Source organism: Agrobacterium larrymoorei, assembly GCF_005145045.1.
Lineage (GTDB): Bacteria > Pseudomonadota > Alphaproteobacteria > Rhizobiales > Rhizobiaceae > Agrobacterium > Agrobacterium larrymoorei.
On record NZ_CP039691.1, the window covers coordinates 1,051,630 to 1,070,966 of the forward strand.

Sequence of the window (19,337 nt, forward strand, 5' to 3'; positions counted from 1 at the left end):
AGGCCCGGCAGCGATGCCGGGCTTTTTTGTTATTGGGAAATCAGCTCGTTAATGTCATCCCAGGCATAGACGAGGTTGTGAGAGCGCCATAGCGGACCGGGATCGACAAATTCTCCTATGATCTCTCCCTTTCTCGCACGATAGAATAGTTCAGCTTGTTCGTTGCCTCTGACGACGCTCAGCGCCGCTGAACCGTAGCCACACATCTTCATGTGGCTGGCGAGCTTTGAGAGAATTTGAGTGCCAACACCACGCCGTTTGGCGCTGCTATGAATGTAGAGGTGCTTTATCTCCGCTCTTTTCCCGAAAACGGTGTCTGATGGCGGACCTGCGGCTCCTACGCCGATCAATTGAGCTTCGCTTTCAGCAACGAGAGCAATCTCATGGGGATCAGTCGCGCAAAGCTTACTCTTCCACATTTCATGTCTGCGGCTTTCATCGAGGGCCGCGTAAGCGTCTTGCGGGACGAGTCCACGATAGGTTTGCCGCCAAACCTCTACATGTAAGCGGGCAATATCTGCTGCGTCGCGCAGTTCGGCACGTCTTATTGAAAAGTGCATTATGAAATTCCTGAGGCACGTCCTGTTCTAAAGCCCAAGAAACAACAGCATCACGAATGTTGCAAACAGAATGAAGTGCGTCATGCCTTCTATGGCGTTCGTTTCGCCATCGTTGAGGTTGATGGCGGCGACGATGAGGGTGATGAAGACCATGACGGTTTGCACCGGTGTCATCGCCATAATGAAGGGCTGGCCGGTGTAAAGGGCGATTGCTTCCATGACGGGTACGGTGAGGATGACCGTGGAGAGGGAGGCGCCCATGGCGATGTTGACGACGGACTGCATGCGGTTGCGCAGTGCCGAGCGCATGGCAGTGAGGATTTCCGGTGCTGCGGAAATGGTGGCGACGACGACGGCCATGAGTGCTGCGGGTGCACCGCTTCCCTCCAGCCCGTGGGACAGAAAAGTCGACATGAACTCCGCCAGCACGCCAATCAGCACCACGCCGACGATGATGACGCCGATGGAGTAGGAGGCCGGGCCATCCTCATCCGCATGTTCCGGGCTTTCCGGGGCAACCTTCTTCCGCTCGGTGCGGGGATAGCTGTAGCTGAAGAAATAGCTGTGCGGACCGACCTGCATTTTGAGGAAAAGCGCGTAGAGCGCAATCATGGCGAAGATGGTGAAGGCGGAATAGAGGTGCCACTTCGCTTCCGGGATAAACTCGGGCACAATCATCGAAATGCCCATGGCGGTCAGGATCATCACGCCGTAGGTGCGGGCGGAATCGTCATTATAGGGCTGCTCTCCATGGCGCAGGCCTCCAAGCAGCGCGGCGATGCCCAGAATGCCGTTGATGTCGATCATCACTGCGGAATAGATCGTATCGCGGACGAGTGTCGGCGAGGTGGATTCGCTCATGATGATGGCGAGGATCAGCACCTCTACGGCCACAGCCGACAGCGTGAGGATCATCGTGCCGTATGGATCTCCCACTTTGGAAGCGAGGATTTCCGCATGGTGGGCAACGCGCATGGATACCGCGACGATGACGGCGATCAGCGCTGCGGCGACTACAAAAGACAGGGCTTTGCCGCCTTGCAGGACAGTGTGTTCGGCCAGATAAGCCACGATGGCAACCGGCAATGCGAGCAGCAGCAAGCGCTCGTTTTTCAAAGAGTTTACAACAGACATGGTCCCCTTCCAGTCTCTTTCAATTGATGATCGGCAATCTATGCAGTGGCGCTGGCAATTGCGCTCCCGCCTTTTTGGTAGGATAGTGCGGTTCAAGGACATGGCGACGAAGCCGCGATGCAGTCCTTGAATGCTTGATTGCGGCATTGGTTGCCATGTTTCTCTGGTTGAGATCAGGAGGAGTGTGCATGACCAAGATATGTTACGAAATCGTCGAGCATGATGGCGGTTGGGCTTACCGCATGGACGGTGCCTATTCCGAAGCCTTCCCATCCCACTCCGACGCTCTTCAGGCTGCAAAGATTGCTGCGGCTGAACAGCAGGTGGGCGGAGAGGACGAGGAAATCAGCTATCAGGACGAGCGCGGCCGCTGGCACGAGGAGCACAGCCAGGGCGGTGACAGGCCGGAGGCCGAGGTAGTGGATCGATGCGCAGCCGCTGAGCAGGCTGCCAATCCTGCCTGACCGTCGTCACTTCGTTTTCGTTGCGTGCATCAGCGCTTTGCCGATGGCGCTTCCGGGTCGGTTGCCTTCAAGTGCGCCTTCAGCCCATCCACCAGCGCGCTGAACACGGCGCGGCAGCGCGGAGATGTTCTGAGGTTTTCGTGCATGGCGACCCAGGTGTGCAGCGCGACTTCCATTTCCGGCAGGACGTGCTGCAACCGCTCATCTTCTTTTCCCAGTCCGATCTGGCACATACCGATGCCTGCCCCTGCGCGCACCATGGCGAGCTGCGCCAGATTGCTATCGGCGCGGATGGCGAAGGGAATTTGATCAGCATCGGGGAGGGAGGGCGTGTCCTTCTTCATGCGCTGCAAGATGGCCCGAATGAAGGGCGTCTTGCGGTCAAAGCCGATCAGCCGGTGTTCCGCCATATCCTCCTTGGTCAGCGGCGTTCCCATTCTTTGCAGGTAATCTTTCGATGCGTGGAAGCCCACGCGGAAATTGCCCACATAGCGCATGACGATGGCGTCCTGCACCGGCTCCGTCATGCGGATGGCGATATCCGCCTCGCGTCGCAGCAGGTCTTCTATCGTGTCGGATAAAGAGAGTTCGATTTCGAGTTTTGGATGCGCCTCCTGCAAGGCGGCAATAATGGGCGGAAGAATTTCAACGCCGATCACATCCGATGCGCTGATCCGCACCGCGCCTTCGATCTTGCCGACCTCACCGGAAGCGGCGCGCATCAAGGCGGATGCGGTTGCTGCAAGGTTTTCCGCATAGGGCTTGAGCGCAATCGCCGCATCCGTCGGCACAAGCCCGTGCGGAGAGCGAATGAAGAGCTGATAGCCAATCGCATCCTCGAGCGCGCCGATATGGCGACCGACGGTGGGCTGGGTTATGCCAAGCTCTCTTGCTGCTGCCGATAGCGAGCCGTCCCTCAGGACGCTGAGGAAGGTACGGTAATAATCCCAGCTAATTTCACGATCTACGATCATAAATTTTCGTATGGTTGGTGAACATGTTTAGGCAATTTCGTATAGCCCATTTCGCAAGCATACTCCAGCCACAGCAAATGATTGGAGTTCATCATGTCAGCAAATACAGGCGATCAAGGCAGAATTGCTCTCGTTCTAGGCGCGCGCGGCGGCATAGGCGGCCATGTTACGAAAGCCCTGCTGGAACGGGGCTGGAAAGTTCGGGCGCTCATCAGAGGTGAGGCGAAAGCCACGCCGCATTCGATGATGGAGTGGCGACAGGGCGATGCCATGGTGGCGGATGACGTGTTGAATGCTGCGCAAGGCGTTTCTCTCATCGTTCACGCGGTCAATCCGCCCGGCTATCGCAACTGGGAAAAGCTGGTTCTGCCGATGCTGGATAATACTATTCATGCGGCGGAGGCGGTTGGCGCGCGGATTTTGCTGCCTGGCACCGTCTATAATTTCGGTCCCGATGCGTTTCCTCTCCTGACCGAAGAGAGCCCGCAGAACCCGGTAACGCGCAAGGGCAAAATACGGGTGGAAATGGAGAGCCGGTTGCGCGTGGCATCTGAACGCGGCGTGCCGGTGCTGATCGTGCGGGCGGGTGATTTCTTTGGTCCGGCGGCGCGCAACAACTGGTTCAGTCAGGGCCTCGTGCAGCCGGGCAAGCCGGTGCGTGCCGTTTCCAATCCCGGGGTGCCGGGCGTCGGCCATCAATGGGCCTATCTGCCGGATGTGGCGGAAACGATGATGCGTCTGCTGGACCGGGCGGATGAGCTGGCACCCTTCTCCGTCTATCACATGGAAGGGTTTTGGGATGCGAACGGACGGCATCTGCCTGCTTCCATCGAACGGGTGGCTGGCCATCATGTCAAGATGAAGCGGGTGCCCTGGTGGCTGTTCCGGCTTGCCTCACCCTTTGTGCCGCTGTTTCGCGAGGTGCTGGAAATGCGCTATCTATGGACGACGCCAGTTCAGATGAGCAATCGTAAACTTGTCGAGTTTTTGGGCTCGGAACCGCAGACGCCAGTCGATGAGGCTGTTCGGGCGACACTTCTGGATTTGAATTGCCTGGAAAGAGACGGGGCGAAAGCAGCGCCGAAAGCGTCGTTGGAGGAACGTCGCGCGCTGTCATGAGCGCGCGACGATAATTCTTGATCAGCCGAGGGCCGGATAGTCGGTGTAACCTTCCGCGCCGCCGCCATAGAAGGTTGGCTGGTTCGGCTGGTTGAGCGGCGCATCCTGCTTCAAACGGCGCACGAGATCCGGGTTGGCGATGAAGGCCTTGCCGAAGGCAATTGCATCGGCCTTGCCGCTATCCACGGCTTCGATGGCGGATGCGCGGTCATAGCCATTATTGGCGATCCACAGACCCTTGCCCCCTGCATTGGTGTAGGCTGCTTTTAGCTCGGCATAGTCGAATGGCTTGTCGCCCTGCTTGAAATCGCGTGGGCCGCCGGTTGCGCCTTCAATGACGTGAATGAAGGCCAACCCACGACTGCCGAGTTTCTTCACCACATAGTCGAATAGCGGCTGAGGGTCGGCTTCGAAAATGTCGTTGGCGGGCGTAACCGGCGAGAGGCGGATGCCGGTGCGGCCAGCGCCGATTTCCTTCGTGACCGTGTCCACCACTTCCAGCAGGAAGCGCGCGCGGTTCTCGATGGAGCCGCCATAATTATCCGTGCGGTGGTTGGTGCCGGATTTCAGGAACTGGTCGATCAGATAGCCGTTGGCGGCGTGAATTTCGACACCGTCAAAACCGGCTTCGATGGCAGCGCGGGCACCCTTGCGATAATCTTCCAAGATGACCGGAATTTCAGCGGTGCCGATTTCTCTCGGTTCGGAGGTTTCGGCAAAAGCGCCGGTGCCGTCATCATTGATGATATAGGTTTTGGACTTGGCCTGAATTGCGGAAGGCGCAACTGGCTGGCCGCCATGCGGCTGAAGCGATGTGTGCGAAATGCGGCCCACATGCCAGATTTGCGCGACGATTTTGCCACCAGCCTTGTGCACGCCATCCGTTACCGTGCGCCAGCCATCGATGGCTTCCTGCTTGTAGAGGCCCGGTACATCTGCATAGCCTTGCGCCTGCTGGGAAATCGGCGTGCCTTCGCTGACGATAAGGCCAGCGGTAGCGCGCTGTTCGTAATAGGCAGCGTTGAGATTGTTGGGAATTGCGCCCGGAGAGCGGTTGCGGGTGAGAGGCGCCATAACGATGCGGTTTGCCAGTTCAATATCGCCTGCCTGTGCCGGTTCGAACAGTTTTGTCATGGGAGTGGCTTTCTCTTCTTGTTGATAGAGAGCGCAGCGTTTGCGCGAATGCATCAGAGATTGTCGTTTAGATATTCAAGAAATTTGGCGATGTTTTCCTCGTCGCGTTCATAGAAATTCCACTGGCCGACCTTGCGAGAGCGAACCAGACCGGCCGCCTGCAAGGCTGCGAGGTGGGAGGACACGGTGGATTGCGACAGGCCGCTGATTTCGAACTGATGCGCGCACACGCCCATGCTGAACGGATGCGCCTGGTTGAAGTGGTTCTCCGGCTCTTTGAGCCATTTGAGAAACTTCAGCCGCACCGGATGTGCAATCGCTTTCAGGACGTCTTCGGGTTTCATCTCATTCCTGCATATCTAAACATAACGATACTTATATCGAGATTTTTCGATATCAAGGAAAGCGAGCATATTTTTTGCAAAAAAAAGGCCGCTGGATTTCTCCGCGGCCCGACAGTTTTGAAGGTCATAACCTCCAGAGGGGAACAGCACTCGACAGCAAGGAGCGTCGAGGGCCAACCCAGATATGGCGCTGGAATGCCTTCGGAACAAGGGTGATTTATCTAAATAAAGCAGCGTGTAAGGGAAAATTATTGCGGGTAAAAAAAGAGGGCCACCAGATTGCTCCAGGGCCCTTGTAAGTGTGAAGGTCAAAAAACCTCCAGAGGGGAACAGCTGATGCGGCGGAACTGGGAGGAAAAGCCGCCATGTGCATCAACTGAGTGCGATATGCTGATTTTTTGTGCTTTCTTCAACTCTTTTTTGTGCAGGACAGGCATGCATTGTGCGCAACGCTGTCTTTACCTGTCACATTTATTTCGCAAATCGTCAGCCAAAGAAAAGGAGATGAGGACAGGTCAGCGTCTCTCATCTCCTTGATTTGACAGGCTTCTTGATTGCCTCAAAGGCAGGAATCAGAAGTTCCAGTTGCGCGCTTTCGCCACAATGAAATCGCGGAAAGCCTTCAGCTTCGCCGCATTCTTCATTTCATCCGGGTAACAGAAATAGGTGTCGAAAGACGGAATATCTGCCGGAAGCGATAGCTGGATCAGGCCCGGGTCGCGGCCCACGATATAATCCGGAAGGCAGGCGATGCCGATTCCCAGCAGGCAGGCGCGCTTGATGGAGGTTTGGCTGTTGATCTGCAGATGCGCAACGCGAGTGTTATCGGAAGAGCGCCCGGCATTCTCCAGCCAGTTCACATCCAGCAGGTAATTCGGTGCGGGCTCGCCGAAGGAGATGATCTTGTGGTTGTCCAGATCCTCTATCGACTGCGGTTCTCCATATCGGTTGATATAGGAGGGGGCAGCGTAGACGTGCATGTGAACGGTAAAAAGCTTGCGCTGGATGAGATCCGACTGTTGCGGCTGGCGCAGGCGGATGGCGCAATCGGCATGGCGCATGTTCACGTCCAGCTCCTCATTGTCGAGGATGAGCTGAATGGACATTTCTGGGTAGAGCTGAAGGAATTCCTGCACCTTGTCCGTCAACCAGCCCTGGCCGAGACCGACCGTGGTGGTGACGCGCAGCTTGCCGCTTGGCTTCTCCGTCGTTTCCGTCAGCTGCATCTTGACGGTTTCGAGCTTCAGAAGCACGTCATGCGCGGTTCTGTAGAGAAGCTCGCCCTGTTCGGTAAGGATCAGGCCGCGCGCGTGGCGGTGGAACAGCTTGACGCCGACATCCTGCTCCAGCGCGCTGACCTGACGGCTGATGGCCGACTGGGACAGGTGCAGCTTATCGGCAGCATGGGTGAACGACCCGGCTTCGGCAGCCGCATGGAATATGCGCAGTTTGTCCCAGTCCAATGGCATAGGCATGCGGTTTGGTGCCTTTCTTTATTCGGCAGCGACAGCAAGCGGCGCCTGCGCCGCCAGAAAACGTTCCGCTTCGAGTGCTGCCATGCAGCCCATGCCGGCGGCGGTAATGGCCTGACGGTAAGTATCGTCCGTCACGTCGCCAGCGGCAAAGATGCCTTCGACATCGGTTGCGGTGGAATCGGGAGCCGTCCACATGTAGCCATTCGGCTTCAGCTTCAGCTTGCCCTTGAACAGTTCCACGGCAGGCGCATGGCCGATCGCCACGAAAACGCCGTGGATCGGCATTTCGGTGACCTCGCCCGTGTTGACGTTGCGCAGCTTTGCGCCGGTGACGGAAGGCGGCATTGGCGGCTTGGCAGGTGTGCCGGTGATTTCCGCGACTTCGGTGTTCCAGAGAATTTTGACATTCTCCTTGGCGAAGATGCGTTCCTGAAGGATTTTCTCCGAGCGGAAGCTATCGCGGCGATGCACGACGGTTACCGTCTTTGCGATATTGGCGAGGTAAAGCGCTTCTTCGACAGCCGAATTGCCGCCGCCGACTACGATCACATCCCGGTTGCGATAGAAGAAACCATCACAGGTGGCGCAGGCGGAAACGCCAAAGCCCTGAAAGTGCTGTTCGCTTTCAATGCCCAGCCACTTGGCCTTCGCGCCGGTGGAGATGATCAGCGTATCGGCAGTCCAGACCGCGCCGGAATCCGTTTTCACGGTGAAGGGGCGGCTGGTCGTTTCGACTTCGGTGACGAGATCGTTGACGATTTCAGCACCCACATGCTGCGCCTGCTTGAGCATCTGATCCATCAGGAACGGGCCCTGAATGGGGTCTGCATAGCCGGGGTAGTTTTCCACGTCGGTCGTGATCATCAGCTGGCCACCCTGTTCCATGCCGGCGATCAATACCGGCTGCAGCATGGCGCGTGCAGCATAGATTGCGGCAGTGTAACCGGCGGGGCCGGAACCGATGATCAAAACCTTTGTATGGCGGGCGGACATGGAACGTTCCTTTCAACAGGGTGCGGGCAGGCCGGAATCAATATGGCGCCAGAAAAACACCCCTTCTTGCGCGGTATTTAAGGGCGTCCAGTGTCGATATTCAAGGGCAGCCATGCATTACCAACAGCCCAGTTGCGGCTGAACACGTAATTTTGTGTCGTGGGCGTGAAGGATTATTGCGAATCCCACCGCGAAGAGTAGAAGGAAGCATTCATGCTGATAAAGGAATGCGCGCCGTGGCCAGCGTCGAACTCGATGCCATCGATCTGAAAATCTTGCGGGAATTGCAGCGCGACGGGCGCATGACCAATGTCGATCTCGCAGACCGCGTCGGCATTTCCGCGCCGCCTTGCCTGCGCCGCGTGCGCAAGCTGGAAGAGGCGGGCATCATCGAAGGCTACCACGCGATGCTCAACGCACCGAAGCTCGGCTTCGACCTCGTGGCCTTCTGCATGGTAGGCCTCAAGCGCCAGTCGGAAGCCAACCTGAAAGCCTTCGCCGCCGCCACCGACCGCTGGCCGCTCGTGCGCCAGGCCTGGATGGTCTCCGGCGACAGCGACTTCCTCCTCCACTGCGTTGCCGAAAACCTCACCCAGTTCCAGGATTTCGTGATTGAAGTGCTGACCGCGGACGAGCATGTGGACACGGTGCGAACGATGCTGACCATCCGGCAGGTTAAGCGGGTGGGGCTGGTTGAGGTTTGAGCCTCAACCGTTCTTGTTCCAATCGATAGGTGTGATGAAGCCAAGCTCCTCAAGCTGCTTGGAGCCGGTGTACTTTATCGAGACATTCTCATCGTAAAGATCGATCCCACCCTTGTCGTTGATCTCGTCCATGAGCTTCACGTAATGTGCCGACCCGCCGAAATGCTGCTTCTCCTGAACCGCTTCAGAAATTTTCTCCTTGTAGTTCACGAAGAATTTGAAATGCAAAAGCGCACCCCAAGTCTTGGGAAAGTTGCGACCGTAAGGTAGAGGGCGGTGAGGACTGCTTCCGAAGTAACACGCATCATCCCAATAGATGACAGGATATTTCATCAGCTCATTTTGCTCGCCGAATTTGCGACCTCGGGGCCCGCCCGTGATGCTGACGCCGCGTTTTTCTAGAGCCATGGTATAGCTGTCAGCGTCTAGGTGATCTGAAAAGAGCCAGGGCGGATCGTTAGCCTTGAGCGTCTTTTGATCTGCTCCTCGATACATGTCCAGCATCGGTGCCGCCAAGCGCTTGTCACCAGCCCTCTCCATGGCCTTTACCAAATCAGAAATACTTTTCGTTTCACTGTCGGCAAATACAAGAAACTCATCGGAATCAACGTTCACATACCAACGATTTTTCCCGTAGATTTCAAAAAGCTGTTCTCGCCACTGTCTGCCACGCCTCGCTTCAGAGTAGCGGATCGGTGAAGTCCACAGATCGACGTCCGCTTGTGTCAGCAATAACTCTTTCGTGCCATCCTTGGAGGCGTCATCAACGCAGATGAAGCGGGTTATGCCAAGTGCCCTGTAGTGCTGGAGAAAACTTGGAAGTATCTCAATGTCATTATGGCAAACGAACACCAGATCGATTTGCGGTGAGGAGAGTTCTGAACGTCGTGTCAGCGCCGACATCTCAACTTTTTTGCGCTGCCTTTTTTCACGTGCGGTGATGCGACGGGTTTCATACATAGTGCGAGCTTTGGCAAAAAGTCCTTTACTAAGAGGCGCAACTGGGGGGAACTTAGCCATGTTCAATAAGAACTCTTTGCAATATTTAGAAGATAAGCTCCGTATTGGCTCTTTCCGTATTTGCTCGCGATCTCCTCAAATTGATCCGTCGAGATGAAGCCTTTTCGCCAGGCAATTTCCTCTGGGCAGCAGATTTTGATTCCCTGGCGCTTTTGAAGCGTGCCAACAAATTCACTTGCTTCGAGAAGGCTATCCGGTGTCCCGGTATCAAGCCATGCGAAGCCTCGCCCAAGTAGTTCGACGTTCAATTTTCCGCGCTCGAGATAAGCTTTGTTGACGTCCGTGATTTCAAGCTCACCTCGGGCTGAGGGTTTGAGATTTGCTGCGATATCCACCACGTTCTCGTCGTAAAAATAGAGACCTGTAACAGCCCAGTTTGACTTGGGAGACGTCGGCTTTTCTTCAATTGAAACGGCTCTTCTGCTTTCATCGAATTCCACGACGCCGTATCTTTGAGGATCGCTTACGTGATAGGCGAAAACAGTAGCTCCATCAAAAGCTCCTGCCGCTCGTGTCAGTATTTCGGTCATTCCATGGCCATAAAAGATATTATCGCCAAGTATTAAGCACGACGGACCGCCGGCGACAAAGTCTGCTCCAAGTATATAAGCTTGAGCCAAGCCATCTGGCGATGCCTGAATGGAATAGGAAATCGAAATGCCCCAATCAGAGCCATCGCCGAGCAAACGCTGGAAATTCCCTATGTCGGAGGGGGTCGAAATCAGGAGAATGTCCCGTATATCCGCCAACATCAAAGTCGACAGTGAATAATATATCATCGGCTTGTCATAGACCGGGATCAGTTGCTTGGAGGTAACGAGCGTCATGGGATGTAGACGTGTTCCATTTCCCCCGGCCAGAATAATGCCTTTCACGTCGCAGTTCTCCTTTTGCATTTACTGAATAAGTTTTTTTACCGCTATTTGAACGGACGCTTTCCAGTCCGGCAATCTTACCCCGTGGAAGGTGTCGATCTTTTGGCAATTCAAGCATGAATTAGGTGGCCGTCGAGCTGGCGTAGGAAACTCTGCTGTCGTGATGCGCCGAACTTTAGCGTAAGGACCGCCGATCTTCCTAGAAACTGAAAATATCTCTTCCGCAAAGGTTGCCCAGTCTGTGGCGCCTTGACCACATAAATGGAAGATACCGCGCATGTCTACGTTCGCTGAAGAGAGCATGTTCTTTGCAACAGACAGAACACCGTCCGCGAGATCAAGCGCCGATGTCGGGCTACCTCTCTGATCTGACACCACGCTTATCTCATCACGGTTGGTGGCCAGATTGAGCATCGTCTTCAAAAAGTTTTTGCCATAAGTGCTATAAACCCATGAGGTACGTAAAATTGCGTGATCTGCCCCAGATGAAATAAGTTTCCGTTCTCCCTCTCTTTTCGATCTGCCATAAACGTTGATTGGGTTGGTGATCTCCGATTCGGTGTATGCGCTTTTGCTAGTGCCGTCGAAGACATAGTCTGTCGAAAGATGGATGACCGGAACGCCAATCTTTCGCGCTGTTTCTCCTATCAGGCCGATTGCTTGCGAATTTACCGCATAAGCCAAGGGCTGTTGGGATTCAGCTTGATCAACTGCGGTATATGCAGCAGCCGAGATGATTAAATCTGGCCGAGCCGCCAACAAGCTTTTTTCGATAGTATCGACTACCGATAAATCCAGTTGGGGACGTCCCAAGGCGACAACCTCAATATCGTTTCGCTCGCGAGAGAGCTCGACTAGTGCCGTTACTACTTGGCCAGTGTAACCGGTTGTGACATAACGAACTGCCATAATTTATTTCACGGTACTCGAAATAATGCCTAGCCTCTGCCCTTGATAGGTTTTTCGTAAAGGCATCCACCACCAGGCATTTTGAAGATACCACGTCACAGTCTTTTCGATACCTGTCTCAAAATTTTCGTTAGGCTTCCATCCTAATTCGCGTTCCAGTTTGCTCGCATCGATAGCGTAACGCGCATCGTGTCCCGGTCTGTCTGTCACATAAGTAATCAGGCTCTCGTGGCGAAAGTCGCCCTCAATCTGTTTATTTATAAGCGCACAAATTTGTTGAACCACGTCGATATTCGCCAGCTCATTGTGGCCGCCGACGTTGTAAGTCTCTCCAATGCGGCCATTTTCAATGATGGTATCCAGTGCCCGCACGTGATCATCGACATATAGCCAGTCACGCACATTAGCGCCTTGGCCGTACACCGTTATCGGCTTTCGTTCTAACGCATTGAGAATTGTAAGCGGTATTAACTTCTCGGGAAAATGATAAGGACCGTAGTTGTTGGAACAGTTAGATACGATAACCGGCAAGCCATATGTTGTAGCCCATGCTTTGGCGAGATGGTCGGAAGCTGCTTTAGACGCTGAATAAGGGGATGATGGTTGGTATGGCGTCGTCTCGCTAAACAAGCCTATTGAGCCCAATGAGCCATAAACTTCATCAGTTGAAACATGGAGAAAGCGAAAGTCTTTTTGTTTCTGCTGATCCAGAGTCGTCCAAAAATCTCTTGCTGCCTCCAAGAGCGTGAAGGACCCCATGATGTTTGTCTGGATGAAATCAATTGCGCTGTTTATCGATCTGTCGACATGACTTTCAGCCGCAAGATGCATGATTCTGTCGGGTTTGAAAGTTTCTATCGCAACTTTGATAGCTTCACGATTGCAGATATCAGCCTGTAAAAAGCGGTAGCGCGGATTGTCGCGGACATCGTTTAGCGAAGAAATGTTACCCGCATAGGTAAGCTTATCGACAACAAGAACATCATAGCCCTTTTGCGATACGAGATATCTGACCAGTGCCGAACCTATAAATCCAGCTCCACCAGTTACCAATACTCGCATGTGTGTCTCCTGATCATTCTGCAAATTGGAAAAACGCCTCTAGTTCGCGAAGGCGAGGCTGGGCCACGTCCTTCTCTGAGAGGACTACATCCTCGACGGAAATAGGCCAGTCAATTCCGAGTTCAGGGTCATTCCAAAGTAGCCCCTTATCATGCTCGCGACTGTAATAGTTGGTGACCTTGTAAGACAAAACGCAGTTTTCAGCCAATGTACAGAATCCATGCGCAAATCCAGGCGGTATCCATAGTTGGTGCTCGTTCGTTTCCGATAGTTCTACTCGAACGTGACGACCGTAGCTTGGAGAGCCTGTTCGGATGTCAACGGCGATATCGGTGACGGCACCCCTTATGCAACTCACAAGCTTGCCTTGTGCGTGAGGTTGTGACTGGAAGTGTAGTCCACGAACCGTTCCAGCGCTGGCTGAGAGAGATTCATTTTCTTGAACAAAATCGAACGAGCCAACATACTGCCTGAAGAGATCAAGGCGAAACTTCTCGCTGAAATAGCCCCGATTATCGCCCAATTTCCGGGTGGTAATCAGCACCGGTCCGGGAATTTCCAGTTTCGAAAAAAGCAAACCCTTGTCCAATCGTGTGGTTGAAAGCGAAGCACGTCACAAATCTTGCAGAAGTTGCTGCCATCGGCGTGAAACCGCAGCCTGAGTATAATGTTGCTCAACCAACCTCATGCCTTCGTCGACGCATCTCTGCCTCTTTTGAGGAGAAGCCATAAGTTTGCGCAAGCCATCTTCCCAATCGTCTAAAGTTATACAGCTACGAAAAGGCTCGTAGCTATCGATAGCTGAGGCGCATACTGCCAATCCATTCGCCAGAGAAGTCGTCACCCTGTTCGCACTCTTTGATAGATTGTAGTTGTTTTGCCGTACAGGGATCAACGCAATATCGTGCATTTGGAGGGCATGATCCACTGTGCCAAGATTCCATTCGAGATATTGAGTTGTAAATCGATGTTTCTCGAATATCTGTAAGTATCTTTCTTTGTTGTTACTTATTATGGTTAGGCTGATTGGCTTTTCCGCATGGTGCTGTTCGAATATATTTGCGAAGTGCTCAAGGTCGAACATCCCGTTCTGAGCTTTTGTCGTGCCGTGGTGGCCGAACCAAACGAGCCGCCTTCCCAACTCAACACCGGATGCTTGTATATTTGCCCGCAGCCCCTCAAGTTCCGAGATAGGTTTCCGCCGGAAGACATGATCCAATTTACCATACGGAATCGACTGTTCCACGGCATCAAGAACCACCTCGACGCGCATTTGGGGGTGGAGATGGTGCGCGATAGCATTTGCTAAAAAATTCGAGGGTGTTACTACGAGGTCAAACATGTTCAACGCCGCAACAGTCTTCCTATAGTTAACGTTACGCTCGTCGGTGCTGTTGAAAAAAATATTATCACATATGTCTAATATCAGTTTGGTGTTGTGTTCCTGCTTGAGTTTGATCGCCCACTCAAGTGAGGAAAGCTTGGTCCGTTTGGATAAGACCAATATTTTAGGAGGCCTGTTAAGAAAAAAAGAATTGAAGCGCCTATGAAGCAGGCTCTGGTAATATGCCGTTGATATTCCTATTTTTTGAAGCCCTCGCATAACATTTTGACAGCGTATCCGGTGACTTGCTACCGACGTCTTTTTTGTGTGAGGCCAAAAATGAACCTTCGAAGATGTCATGATCTCTCTCTCTGCGGACGTCGGTTGGTAAAGTATTTAATGCGCTCGATAAGATCGTACGCACGCTACCCCCGTTTGTCGGTTGCGAAAGTAAAGTGAGGGGCGGCTTTAACCTGCTGGGGTGCGTTATAGAGCCGTCCCTCAACAAATCAATATACGACGATTCAAAACGCGAAAACCCAGAGAAAACCCTTTACACGACCTTTACTTTTATGTTTGAGCGCTCGAAAGCTTTTTCTTTTGGCACCATGTTTCATGGAAAACTCAAAATGACACTAGGCGTCTCCGCCTTTATCATCTGCCTTAATGAAGAGGCCTATCTCGGTCATTGCATCGAAAGTCTGGAGGGCTGTGCGGAGATCGTGATCGTCGACTCCGGGTCCACCGATGGTACCGCGGCGCTTGTGCAGTCTTACGCGGACAAGGGGTGGCCGATCCGTTTTATGTTCGAGCCCTGGCGGGGATATGCGGGGCAGAAGCAGTTTGCGCTGGAGCAGTGCAGCCAGGAATGGTGCCTGAATATCGATGCGGATGAGCGGCTGGATGATGCTTTGCGGCAGGCCTTACCGGAGTTGCTGGCGGCACCGGCGAATATCGTTGGCTGGAAGGTCGCGCGGCGGCCTTATCTCATCGGTTTTGGTTATACGCCGGAAAATGTGCGCGAGCGGAAGAACCTGAGGTTGATCCGACGCGGGCAGGGTGGGTATGATCTGGCGCAGAAGGTGCATGAGGGCATCGTGCCGAAAGGTGAGGTGGCATCTTCGCAAAAGGGCAGCCTGTTGCATTACCGGCCTCTCATCATCGATGAGCAAATTCTCAAGGAAAACAAGTACTCCACCCTTAAGGCAGATCAGCAATTTGAAGAGGGAGAGGAGGCTAAGGTCTCAAAGTTACTAGTCTCTCCCTGGCTTTATTTCCTGCGGCTTTATTTCAGGAACGGGTTGTGGCGTTGCGGCGTGCCGGGCTTTATCGAGGCGGCAACCGGCGGTGTTTACGCATTTCTCACCCAGGCAAAAATTCACCAGCGCCATGCGCTGAAGCGACGTCCCAATGTCGATGACATGGAACGCGGGGATTTCCATAGATGAAAATTCTGCACATACATTTCGGTAAAGAAGGCGGCGCCGAGCGTTTCTTTGTCAATCTCACAAATTCGCTCGCAGAGCGGGGCATCGAACAACGCGCCCTTATAAGACCGGATCGGAGTTGGCGAGCCTCGATCGATGAGAGCGTCACCATCTATGAAGGGGTCTTTCGACGCATTTCTCTGTCGCGCTTCGTCCTTTCATGGCGGCTGAAGCGCATTCTCAAACAATTCAGACCCGATGTGATCGTGACATGGCAGCTGCGAGCCAGTCGATTCATGCCAGGATATAAATCTGCCTTGCGTGTATCGCGGCTGGGCGATTATCCAGAGCATCTGGGCTATTATAAAAACTCGGAAATGCTCGTGTGCATAACGCCAGATATGGCTGATCGCGTGCGTGAACTGGGCTGGAACAAGCCCGTCAGCGTTATTCCAAATTTCACCAATGCTGCGCCTGTTTCACCGATTTCCCGAGCGGAACTACAGACGCCAGACGACGCATTTGTCGTTGTCGGCATGGGCCGGTTTGTGAAGCGTAAGGGGTTCGCACATCTCATTAAGGCAGTTAAGAATATTGATGGAGCGTATCTTTGGCTGCTTGGTGACGGTCCGGAAAAGGACGCGTTGATATCGCTCGCCAACGAGCTTGGAATTGCGGACAGGGTGAAATTTCCGGGCTGGAAAACGAATGCCTATGCGTATCTCGCAGCAGGCGATGTCTTTGCAATCACTTCCCTGCACGAGCCGCTAGGAAACGTGTGCTTCGAAGGCTGGGGTGCCAATAAACCAACTGTGGCATTCCGAGCGGAAGGGCCATCGTTCGCAATGACGGATCAGGTCGATGCCTTGATGGTTGATTGTGGTGATGAAGAAGGCCTCACATCGGCTATCGTGAAATTGCGAGATGACGAGCAGCTCTGCACAAAGTTGATCGAAGGCGGAAAGACGACAATACGCGAGCGATTCTCGAAACAGGTGATTACGGATAGTTATCTGGCACTGTTCGAGGGAGCGCGTGTGAAATGAACATTATCCATTTCCACTTTGGTAAAGATGGGGGAGCCGAACGTTTCTTCGTGCATTTGGTGAATGCACTTGCGAGAAAAGGGATTGAGCAGCGCTGCATTATTCGAAAGAATCGGGAGTGGCGTAGAGAAATTGCCGACGTGGCGAAAATCGAAGAAAGCAACTTCAGAAATTTGTCGCTGGACCGTTTAGTCCTGCCGTATCGCGTAAGCTCTATGGCCAGAAAATTAAAGCCTGACGCAATTATGTCGTGGGCACCGCGGGCCAGTGAGCTGATGCCCAATTACAAAGGCTGCATCAAGCTATCTCGCCTCGGGGATTACCCGACCAAGCTGGATTACTTCAAGAACACGGATATCCTCGTTTGTAATACTCCCGGAATTGCGGAGCATGTGAAGGCGATTGGCTGGACGCGTGGAGTTGAGGTCGTTTCCAACTTCACCAATACGGAAAGGGTGGCGCCAGTGTCGCGGGCGTCTCTTGATACGCCGGAGGATGCGCCGGTGGTGATGTCCATGGGGCGCTTCGTTCGGCGCAAGGGTTTTCATGATCTGATCGACGCGGTTGCGGCACTGCCGGGTGTTTATCTGTGGATTGCCGGAGACGGCGAGGAGCGGGAAAACCTTGAGGCGCAGGTGGATGCGCGCGGTATGCGCGACAGGATGCGGTTTCTTGGCTGGCAGGATGATACGCGCGCTTATGTTTCGGCAGCGGATATTTTCGTGATGCCATCCAGCCACGAGCCACTGGGCAATGTCATTCTGGAAGCCTGGGCGCAGCGCAAGCCAGTCATCTCATCCAAATCCGAGGGGCCGCTTTGGTTCATGAAGGATGCAGAAGACGGGTTGCTGGTCGATATTGGCGATGTCGAGGGTTACACCAATGCCATCCGGCGTTTGCTGGATGATGCCGCGCTTGCCGAGAAAGTTGCCGCTGGCGGCAACGCTACCCTGATGGGGCAGTTTTCTGAGGAAGCGGTCGTATCCAGCTATCTGGAGCTTTTCAGCCGGAAGCCCTGACGGCGCTATAGACGCGCTCCAGCGCCTCTGCTTCACCTTCGATGGTAAAGTGCTGCGCGGCATGGGTCTGAGCGCCAGGCGCGGCCTGGGCTAATTTGTTGAGGTTGTCCATCCATCCTGCCGCTGCGCTCGTCATTGCCGTGAGATCGTCTCGGGGAATTACTTCGCCTGTCTGATCGGCGACGACAAGTTCCGGGAATGCTCCAACATCCGTTGCGATGACCGGCACGCCTGTCGCCATGGCTTCCAGCGGTGTCAGGCCGAAGCCTTCCCAGCGCTGGGGGGCGATGAAGAGATCGAGGGCGCGGTACCATTCGTTGATGTTGGTATGCTCGCCAACGAAGAGGATGCGCTCCGAGAGGCCGGCAGCGCGGACTTTTTCCTTCAGCCCGTTTTCGAATTCCACATGTGGGCCGGTTGCGCGGCCAGCCACGATGGCCGACCATTGCGGGCGTGATGGCAGGACGGCGATCATCGTGTCCACGAAAAGGTCCGTACCCTTCTGGTGGCGCACGCGGCCGAAACAGCCGAGGAAGCTCTGTTCGCTGTTCAGGCCAAGTGCGGCTTTTGCCGCCGATTTATCGGCAGGCGGAGAGAAGCGATCGGTGTCGATCCCATGCATAACGACAGTACTTGGGCACTCAAGATAGGATGCCGTCTTGTTGCTCGTGGCGATGACAGCGTCCATCTTCGAAATCAGGAATTTCGTCCAGCCGGAATGCTTGCGCTGTGAGGCGGAGGTGAAGACGATTTTCAGCTTCATCCGCAAAATGTCGCGCAGGATGATAGCGGGCAGCATCTCGATATTTCGCCGCGCGTGCCAGACGCGCGGCTTACCCTCAGGACCGTTCTGCCAAAGCCGCCAAAGATCGCGAAAGCGAACGTAAGGCAGGCTTTGAGGCAGGCCGGGGCCGATTACGGCGACCTTTTGCCCGAGCCGATTCTGGACCGGCACGAGCTGAATGATCGTGGACGTGACACCGGAAAGCCTGCGCTTGAAATTCGGCGCAAGCACCCGGACGTCTCTCAAATCGACATGGGGCAAGTCTGAGGTCTCGAAAGAGGAGAGGGCTTTGCTCAGTTCCAGTTAACGGAGAGAATCTCGTAACCGCGGGCACCGCCCGGCGCATTCACTTCGATGCTGTCGCCAACTTCCTTGCCGATCAGGGCGCGCGCAATGGGGGACGAGATGGAAATGCGGCCTTCCTTCACATCGGCTTCCTGGTCGCCGACGATCTGGTAAGTCTTCTCTTCATCGGTGTCTTCATCGACCAGCTTGACGGTTGCGCCGAACTTGATCTTGGAACCGGACATCTTGGAAAGGTCGATGACTTCCGCGCGCGCCGTCAAATCCTCGAGCTCGCCGATGCGGCCTTCATTGTGGCTCTGCGCTTCTTTAGCGGCGTGGTATTCGGCATTTTCGGAAAGGTCGCCATGGGCGCGCGCTTCGGCAATTGCCTCGATGATGCGCGGACGCTCTTCCTGCTGGCGCCAGCGGAGTTCTTCCTGCAACTTGACGAAACCGCCATGAGTCATCGGTACTTTTTCTACCATCTTTTTATTCCTTCACATTCGCACCGCGGTAGTCGCAGACACAAAAAGAAACAGGTTCCGGAGCGAAACTTCGGAACCATGTCAAAATCACAATTGAGCCGACTATATCAGAAGACCGTCGTGAAATGCCAGAAAATTAAAATCGCCAATAAAATTGTGCATTTTCAACACCCTCTCTGTCCCATTTGACTTTCGTCTTC

21 protein-coding genes are annotated in these 19,337 nt (G+C 54.2%); 6 read left to right on the forward strand and 15 right to left on the reverse strand.

Features of this window, described 5'->3' with window-relative positions; all coding sequences use genetic code 11:
- Window positions 1-29 precede the first annotated feature (29 nt).
- Both CFBP5473_RS04965 and CFBP5473_RS04970 read right to left on the reverse strand, forming a co-directional pair.
- Window positions 30-560: a GNAT family N-acetyltransferase gene (locus CFBP5473_RS04965; protein ID WP_027674277.1), complete on the reverse strand. Its 531-nt coding sequence runs from the start codon at window positions 558-560 to the stop codon at window positions 30-32.
- Window positions 561-587: 27 nt separating this feature from the next.
- On the reverse strand, window positions 588-1,694 hold the full coding sequence (locus tag CFBP5473_RS04970; RefSeq protein WP_027674278.1) for a calcium:cation antiporter: 1,107 nt from the start codon (window positions 1,692-1,694) through the stop codon (window positions 588-590).
- A gap of 188 nt (window positions 1,695-1,882) precedes the next feature.
- On the opposite strand from CFBP5473_RS04970, the gene CFBP5473_RS04975 reads away from it, so the two are divergent.
- Window positions 1,883-2,158: a DUF2188 domain-containing protein gene (locus CFBP5473_RS04975; protein ID WP_027674279.1), complete on the forward strand. Its 276-nt coding sequence runs from the start codon at window positions 1,883-1,885 to the stop codon at window positions 2,156-2,158.
- A 29-nt stretch (window positions 2,159-2,187) separates the two neighbouring features.
- On the opposite strand, the gene CFBP5473_RS04980 is transcribed toward CFBP5473_RS04975, so the two are convergent.
- Window positions 2,188-3,132, reverse strand: coding sequence for a LysR family transcriptional regulator (locus CFBP5473_RS04980; protein WP_027674280.1), 945 nt, complete (start codon window positions 3,130-3,132; stop codon window positions 2,188-2,190).
- Between the two features lie 93 nt (window positions 3,133-3,225).
- On the opposite strand from CFBP5473_RS04980, the gene CFBP5473_RS04985 reads away from it, so the two are divergent.
- Window positions 3,226-4,251, forward strand: a complete 1,026-nt coding sequence (locus tag CFBP5473_RS04985) for an NAD(P)H-binding protein (RefSeq protein WP_106389344.1) — start codon at window positions 3,226-3,228, stop codon at window positions 4,249-4,251.
- A 21-nt stretch (window positions 4,252-4,272) separates the two neighbouring features.
- On the opposite strand, the gene CFBP5473_RS04990 is transcribed toward CFBP5473_RS04985, so the two are convergent.
- From CFBP5473_RS04990 to trxB, 4 genes are all read right to left on the reverse strand, one after another.
- On the reverse strand, window positions 4,273-5,385 hold the full coding sequence (locus tag CFBP5473_RS04990; RefSeq protein ID WP_027674281.1) for an alkene reductase: 1,113 nt from the start codon (window positions 5,383-5,385) through the stop codon (window positions 4,273-4,275).
- Between the two features lie 53 nt (window positions 5,386-5,438).
- Window positions 5,439-5,729: an ArsR/SmtB family transcription factor gene (locus tag CFBP5473_RS04995; protein ID WP_027674282.1), complete on the reverse strand. Its 291-nt coding sequence runs from the start codon at window positions 5,727-5,729 to the stop codon at window positions 5,439-5,441.
- Window positions 5,730-6,301: 572 nt separating this feature from the next.
- A complete protein-coding gene (locus tag CFBP5473_RS05000) occupies window positions 6,302-7,198 on the reverse strand; it encodes a LysR family transcriptional regulator VtlR (protein WP_027674283.1) in 897 nt (298 codons plus the stop codon).
- A 24-nt stretch (window positions 7,199-7,222) separates the two neighbouring features.
- A complete protein-coding gene (gene trxB / locus CFBP5473_RS05005) occupies window positions 7,223-8,197 on the reverse strand; it encodes a thioredoxin-disulfide reductase (RefSeq protein ID WP_027674284.1) in 975 nt (324 codons plus the stop codon).
- Window positions 8,198-8,433: 236 nt separating this feature from the next.
- Here trxB and CFBP5473_RS05010 point away from each other — a divergent pair, with 236 nt between their 5' ends.
- A complete protein-coding gene (locus CFBP5473_RS05010; protein ID WP_027674285.1) occupies window positions 8,434-8,901 on the forward strand; it encodes an Lrp/AsnC family transcriptional regulator in 468 nt (155 codons plus the stop codon).
- Between the two features lie 3 nt (window positions 8,902-8,904).
- On the opposite strand, the gene CFBP5473_RS05015 is transcribed toward CFBP5473_RS05010, so the two are convergent.
- Genes CFBP5473_RS05015 through CFBP5473_RS05040 form a run of 6 tightly spaced genes read right to left on the reverse strand, consistent with a single transcriptional unit; the run spans window position 8,905 to window position 14,451 of the window.
- A complete protein-coding gene (locus tag CFBP5473_RS05015) occupies window positions 8,905-9,921 on the reverse strand; it encodes a glycosyltransferase family 2 protein (RefSeq protein WP_051441194.1) in 1,017 nt (338 codons plus the stop codon).
- A gap of 2 nt (window positions 9,922-9,923) precedes the next feature.
- Window positions 9,924-10,796 (reverse strand): glucose-1-phosphate thymidylyltransferase RfbA, encoded by an 873-nt coding sequence (gene rfbA / locus CFBP5473_RS05020; protein WP_027674287.1) that lies wholly within the window; start codon window positions 10,794-10,796, stop codon window positions 9,924-9,926.
- A gap of 21 nt (window positions 10,797-10,817) precedes the next feature.
- Window positions 10,818-11,705 carry a dTDP-4-dehydrorhamnose reductase gene (rfbD, locus tag CFBP5473_RS05025; RefSeq protein WP_037170772.1) on the reverse strand — a complete coding sequence of 296 codons (888 nt, stop codon included), beginning with the start codon at window positions 11,703-11,705 and terminating at the stop codon, window positions 10,818-10,820.
- A gap of 3 nt (window positions 11,706-11,708) precedes the next feature.
- The gene (gene rfbB / locus CFBP5473_RS05030) at window positions 11,709-12,767 is read right to left on the reverse strand and encodes a dTDP-glucose 4,6-dehydratase (protein ID WP_027674289.1); all 1,059 of its coding nucleotides are present in this window, start codon (window positions 12,765-12,767) and stop codon (window positions 11,709-11,711) included.
- A gap of 13 nt (window positions 12,768-12,780) precedes the next feature.
- Window positions 12,781-13,344, reverse strand: coding sequence for a dTDP-4-dehydrorhamnose 3,5-epimerase (rfbC, locus tag CFBP5473_RS05035; protein ID WP_027674290.1), 564 nt, complete (start codon window positions 13,342-13,344; stop codon window positions 12,781-12,783).
- Window positions 13,345-13,380: 36 nt separating this feature from the next.
- Window positions 13,381-14,451 carry a glycosyltransferase family protein gene (locus CFBP5473_RS05040; RefSeq protein WP_136954319.1) on the reverse strand — a complete coding sequence of 357 codons (1,071 nt, stop codon included), beginning with the start codon at window positions 14,449-14,451 and terminating at the stop codon, window positions 13,381-13,383.
- Window positions 14,452-14,720: 269 nt separating this feature from the next.
- Between CFBP5473_RS05040 and CFBP5473_RS05045 the strand changes: the two genes are divergently transcribed.
- From CFBP5473_RS05045 to CFBP5473_RS05055, 3 genes are read left to right on the forward strand one after another with little or no spacing between them, the layout of a single operon-like run.
- The gene (locus CFBP5473_RS05045) at window positions 14,721-15,539 is read left to right on the forward strand and encodes a glycosyltransferase family 2 protein (protein ID WP_037170788.1); all 819 of its coding nucleotides are present in this window, start codon (window positions 14,721-14,723) and stop codon (window positions 15,537-15,539) included.
- Complete coding sequence (locus tag CFBP5473_RS05050; protein ID WP_027674293.1) at window positions 15,536-16,564, forward strand: glycosyltransferase; 1,029 nt, start codon at window positions 15,536-15,538, stop codon at window positions 16,562-16,564. The genes CFBP5473_RS05045 and CFBP5473_RS05050 overlap by 4 nt, the downstream gene beginning before the upstream one ends.
- A complete protein-coding gene (locus CFBP5473_RS05055) occupies window positions 16,561-17,583 on the forward strand; it encodes a glycosyltransferase (protein ID WP_027674294.1) in 1,023 nt (340 codons plus the stop codon). The genes CFBP5473_RS05050 and CFBP5473_RS05055 overlap by 4 nt, the downstream gene beginning before the upstream one ends.
- Here CFBP5473_RS05055 and CFBP5473_RS05060 read toward each other — a convergent pair.
- Window positions 17,567-18,628: a glycosyltransferase family 4 protein gene (locus CFBP5473_RS05060; RefSeq protein WP_027674295.1), complete on the reverse strand. Its 1,062-nt coding sequence runs from the start codon at window positions 18,626-18,628 to the stop codon at window positions 17,567-17,569. The two genes, CFBP5473_RS05055 and CFBP5473_RS05060, sit on opposite strands and share 17 nt — an antisense overlap.
- Before the next feature lie 32 nt (window positions 18,629-18,660).
- Window positions 18,661-19,137 (reverse strand): transcription elongation factor GreA, encoded by a 477-nt coding sequence (gene greA, locus CFBP5473_RS05065; protein ID WP_027674296.1) that lies wholly within the window; start codon window positions 19,135-19,137, stop codon window positions 18,661-18,663.
- Window positions 19,138-19,337 lie beyond the last annotated feature (200 nt).